Source organism: Cereibacter ovatus (assembly GCF_900207575.1).
Taxonomy (GTDB): domain Bacteria; phylum Pseudomonadota; class Alphaproteobacteria; order Rhodobacterales; family Rhodobacteraceae; genus Cereibacter_A; species Cereibacter_A ovatus.
This window is the reverse complement of record NZ_OAOQ01000036.1, coordinates 1-5108: the sequence shown is the minus strand read 5'-3', so window position 1 is coordinate 5108 and position 5108 is coordinate 1. Positions and strand designations below refer to the sequence as shown.

The following is a 5108-nucleotide window of genomic DNA, read 5'->3' as shown; positions in this document are numbered from 1 at the left end:
CGGGCGGAAGACCTCGAACGACAACTGCGGCAGGCGGTTGCCATAGGTGGAAAGCGCCAGTTCCTCGAAGACGACATAGGCGGTGCCGCGATAGGCCGGGGTGTTGGCCGCCCCCATCTTTGCCGTGATGAACAGGTCGGGCGTCTGGGTCTCGTTGCCGGGATACCGGCGCCAGGTGATGCCGGTCATGTCCAGCGGCTTGCCGTCGGCCCAGATGCGGCCGATGCCGGTGATCGGACCTTCGCAGAGGGCGACCGCAAAGCTGGCGTAGTAGAGGTATTCGGTGGTCTGGACCCGGCCGCCGCCACCGCCCTTGCCGCCTCCTTGGGTGGTGGTCCTGGTCTCCTCGCGGAAGTCGGTGGCCCAGATGATGTTGCCGCCGATGCGCATCCGGCCGTAGAGGCGCGGGATGATCGCGCCTTCAGTGGCCGAGGTGATGCGCAAGCTGTCGAGGCGCTGGCCCTCGATCTTCTGCGCTGGGGCCAGCGAGGACACGATCCAGCTGTCGACCACTGACCCGATGGTCGAGCCGATGAAGCCACCGATGGCAGCGCCAGAGAAGCCGAGGATCGCGCCGCCAAAGGCCCCGCCGATGGTGGAGCCGACAGCGCCGAGGACAAGCGTGGCCATCTGCAAATCTCGAGATTGTAGGGGTCAACGTGCGGGAAACAGGAAGGCGAAGGCGATGCGGTGGCGCCACGCGGGGGTCAGCAGTTCCTCGATGACGCCGAGCCGCTCGTAAGCGTGCAAAAAGGTGTCGGGGCCGGTGAGGATGCCCACATGCTTGGCGATGGCGCGGGGCATCATGCGGAACAGGATCAGCGCGCTGGGTGGCGCATCGGCCGGTGCGATCTCGGGCATCATCGCCCGCGCCCCATCGGCCAGCACCTCGCGCGGCCCGGTCTCGCCCCAGTCGCGGCTGTAGGGCGGGATCGGGAACGGCTCCGGGCCGACGACCTCGCGCCAGACGCCCCGTGCCAGGCCGAGACAATCGCAGCCGACCCCGCGCAGGCTGGCCTGGTCGTGATAAGGCGTGCCAAGCCAGATTCGGGCTGCGGCAATGACGCGCGCGGGATCGGCGGCCCTCACAGCACCGCCCCCTCATGGCCGCCGTCTTTCGTCGCGTAGCGCAGGACCGCGTCCTGCCCGGGGATGTGCGGGAATCCCCGGAAGTTGGCGACATTGGCGAACTTCGTCCCGCAGGTCGCGATCCGCTTGTCGCAACCCGCCCGGACCACGAAGGCATCCGTCGCCGTGATTGGGCGCACCGGCGCCTCGAGCAGGGTCAGGATCGTCACCCCGTCGACGAGGTCATGCGACAGCACCTCGACCCGTCGCACGGCATTCGCGCCGCTGGTCCACTCGACCAGCCCAAAGGTGAACCAGCCAGCCTCGAAAGTGCCGAGGCCGCTGGCGGTGAACGCCCGGTCACGCAGCACATCGACGACCGCACCGACGCCCTTGAAAGCTGTGGCCTCGAGGTTCACACCGCAGCGCGCGTCGCCCAGCGCGGCATCGCAACTCGCCTGAAACGTCCGCCCCACGGTCTGGCCGAGGACATGGGCAAGGCTGCGCACCTCTGCCACGAAGGCTAGCCGCCCGCGCCGGATCTGGCCGATGGCCCCGCGGCGCAGGAGTACGCGCTGCGCGGGGCTCGCCCAGTTCACCCGCCAGACCTCGACCGCCGCATTGTCCCAACGGCCATCAAGGATGTCGGTTTCGGTGATCCGGTCCGAGGACAACACGCCTTGGGCGTCCTGCGCATCGACGGACAGATCGGAGCCCGACCGGATCTCGGAGGCGGTCAGGCCGCTTTCCGGTTCGAACTCGGTCCCGTCGAACGACAGCGTGCGGTCGTGGTCCGTGAAGCCAAAGGTCACGCCATCGGCTCGGGTGATGCGCCAGCACCAGGAAAGCGTGGTCGTGCCCTCGTTGAGATGGGTCTGCAGCGCGGGGTTCAGGGACTTCATGTGCGGATTTCCACGAGGGGGATCGAGGTGATCGACCCGAGGCGTTCGAGATCGAGAGTGACGTCGAGGGCGTCGGTGTCGAAGCGGACGGGGACGTCGAATTCGAAGCCCGCGGTGATGGCCACGCCCGCGGCCGGGGCGGTGGTGAAGGTGATAAGGCCGGAGGTCGTGGAGACCGACCAGCCGGAGGCTTGGGGTGTGCCGTTCAGAGCGATGGTCACGGTTCCGGCAACGGGCTTGGTGATGGCCCGCGTCCAGGACTGCGCGCCGGAGGTGTAGCGTTTGGTGAGCTGGAACAGAGTGGCCGCCCCGTTCCCGGTGCCGATCGGCTGATCGCCTGGCCCCGGCGTCTGCGACGGCAGGCAGGACTTGAAGTCGGCCCAATCCTTGAAACGAAAGCCGTGGAGGCGGCCGTTCCTCGCCTCGAAGAAGGCAACCACCGCCGCCAGATCGTCGGCGCGGCGGATGCCATAGGCCACGTCATAACGGCGGCGGCTGTTGGCCCAACTGGCGTTGCGCTCCTCGGCCCCGCTCGCCAGTTCGACGATCTGGGTGCGCCGCTCGGGGCCGCCCCGCGCTCCGCGGCTGATGTTGTCCGGAAAGCGGACCTCGTGAAACGCCATCAAGTTTCTCCATGGTTCGTGCTCTGGCCCCCGCAACCGGTTCCCATTTGCGGGGTCGCACTCACATGCCCCTCCGGCCCAGCGACACGGCGCGGGCGATGTCGCTCGCGACCTGCGTCCGGGACTGGCGGAAGCTCTCGGCGTCACGAGCGTTGATCGTGACGTTGACAGTCGGGGCGCTGGCCTGGCCGTAGCCTGCCGCTTCCCGTCGCGAGAGCACCCGCTCCCCGCGCTGAAGGATCGCTGGCACCTCGTCAGGTCGCAGCCCGGCCCAGCCGCCGTTGTGCATGCGCGGGGCACCCGCAAAGGCCAGCGCCGGGACCATGCGTCCGGGACCAGGGGCACCGACCATCCCGCCCGCATGCAGGATGTTGGCGAAGATCCCGCCCGCGCCGCCCAGCGCTCCGGAAAGGGCGTTTGCGATGGGACCGAGGATGAAGCGGCGGGCGGCGAGCTTGGCGAGATCAGCGATCATCGACGTGACCAGATCGCGGAAGTCGAGCTTGCCGGTCTTCACGAAGTCACCGATGGCGTTCTCGGCGCTCTGGAAGGCGCCCACCAGTGCGCTGCCAATGTCCCCGCCGATGTCGCGCGCCTTGGCGGCATAGTCGGCGAGCGCCGCCGTGACGGCTTGCCAGCCAGTGAGGGCCGTGTCCACACCCTCGGCCGCCGCAGCTCCGGCCTCGCGCGCGGCACCGCCAGCACCATCGGCGGCGGTGGCGGTGTCGTTCAGACCGGCTGTCAGGGCATCGGCCGCGCCAGCCGCATCCGCCAGCGCAGTCTCTGCCTCGGTCCCCGTGCCAGTCACTGCATCCTTCAGCGCCTGCCAACTGGCGAGCGGCCGACCGGCGGCATCAGCCAGCATCCCGGCTGCTTCGCGATAGCCATCGGCCCGGGCGCGGGCATCCTCAGCCATTGCGCCGAGACCAAGATCGGGCGGTTCGAGATAGGTCCGCGACAGCGCGGCAGAAAAGGCGTCCGCCGCAGCAGCCCCTGCGGCCGTTGCCGCGCCTTCGAAGGGATTGCCGATACGCCCCAGTTCCACCGGGGCGAGGATGCCGATCCGCACGCCACCTTCGCCGGTGGCCCATTCGGGCAGCAGCGCGAGGGCTGCGTTCAGCGTCTCGATGAACCTGTTGATGCGGGTGACCACGCCGTTCAACATCGCCTCGACGCCGGAGATCAGCCCGTTTGCGGCCTGAAATGCGAAGTCGCCGATGGCACCGGGCAGACTGCCCCAGATCGCCACTGCGGCGTCATAGGCGCCCTGGAAGATCGCCGCCGTCCGGTCGCCGAAGCTGACGACACCCGCGATGGTGCCCTCAAGCGCCGAGAGACCGGCCGCCTTCAGCCCCTCCCATCCGGCCGCCATCCGCGCGAGGGCCGCGTCCAGCGCCAGGCCGATGCGCGACCAGACCTCGCGAGCCAGATCGCCAAGCAGCCGGAACGCTTCGCCCACGCCGCCGACCCGGGTGACGAGTTGCGAGAACTGGTAGACCAGCTCGCCCGCGCCGACGATTAGCGCGCCGATGCCGGTGCGGATCAAGGCGCCTCGCAGGAACACGAGCGCCGTCGCGAGGCCGCGCACAGACAGGGCAGCGGCCGCCATTCCCGCGACCCAGCGCCCGGCCATGACGGCGGCGAAGGTTGCGGCATAGGTGGCGAGACGGCCGAGATTTCCGATCAGCGTGTCGATGGCCGAGCGCAGGATCCCGCCATCGGAGGCCAGAGCGACGAAGGCATTGGCCAGCGCCTCGATGGTCGGGGCCACGGCGACGGCGATGCGGTTGCGCAACCCGTCGAAGACCAGCGATACGGTGCCCAGCGCCAGCTGCGTGCGGCGCAGGGCTTCCAGCGCATCGCTGTCCAGAACCGCACCGAGATCGGAAGCCTGGTCACCCAGTCGTGCCATCTCTGCCCCGCCGTTCCGCAGGAGGGGCAGGAGGCGGGTCGCGTCCGAGGCCATGGCCTCGAGATAGAAGGTCATCTCCTGCTGGCTCAGACCCGCGCGTTCGAGGGTATCGACATAAAGTTTCAGCGCCTCGGGGCCGGAAAGGCGCGCGAACTGGTCGGCCGTGACGCCCACGCGCGGGGCCACTTTCTCGAAGAAATCCGCCATCGGACCGCCGCCGGTCTGGAGAAAGTCCCCGACCCGGTCGTTCACGTCCTTCAGGATGTCGGCCAGCTTCTCCTGCTCGATACCCACAGTCCGCGCCCCGGCCGACCAGCGCTGCAGGGCTTCGGGCGTGGCATTGGCGACCTGCGCGAACTGCCGGATCTGCGCGGCACTCTCGGCCGTGGATCGGACGATCAGACCGAGCGAGGCTGTCGCGGCCGCCGCAGCGGCCCCGAGGGCAAGACCTGCACGGCGCGCGAAAGCGGCCAGCCGGGTGTTCGCGAGTTCCATCTCGCGCGACAGGCGGCCGAGGCCCTTCGCCCCGGCCTCGCCCACGCCCTCCAGTTCGGCGCGCACGCGACGTCCGCCCTCCGCCACGAGGCGGACGGAGACCTTCTT

At 69.3% G+C, this 5108-nt stretch carries 5 protein-coding genes; all 5 read right to left on the bottom strand.

Annotation, left to right across the window (positions count from 1 at the left end):
• A partial coding sequence (locus CRO07_RS17845; RefSeq protein WP_328589367.1) for a GlsB/YeaQ/YmgE family stress response membrane protein occupies positions 1-630 on the bottom strand: 630 nt, incomplete at its 3' end.
• A 24-nt stretch (positions 631-654) separates the two neighbouring features.
• Positions 655-1089, bottom strand: coding sequence for a C40 family peptidase (locus CRO07_RS17840; RefSeq protein WP_097031973.1), 435 nt, complete (start codon positions 1087-1089; stop codon positions 655-657).
• Positions 1086-1970: a DUF2163 domain-containing protein gene (locus tag CRO07_RS17835; protein ID WP_097031972.1), complete on the bottom strand. Its 885-nt coding sequence runs from the start codon at positions 1968-1970 to the stop codon at positions 1086-1088. Before CRO07_RS17835 ends, CRO07_RS17840 begins: the two co-directional genes overlap by 4 nt.
• Positions 1967-2593, bottom strand: coding sequence for a DUF2460 domain-containing protein (locus tag CRO07_RS17830; RefSeq protein ID WP_097031971.1), 627 nt, complete (start codon positions 2591-2593; stop codon positions 1967-1969). The genes CRO07_RS17835 and CRO07_RS17830 overlap by 4 nt, the downstream gene beginning before the upstream one ends.
• A gap of 61 nt (positions 2594-2654) precedes the next feature.
• Positions 2655-5108, bottom strand: a 2454-nt coding sequence (locus CRO07_RS17825; protein ID WP_235841103.1) for a phage tail tape measure C-terminal domain-containing protein, incomplete at its 5' end; no start/stop codon positions are given.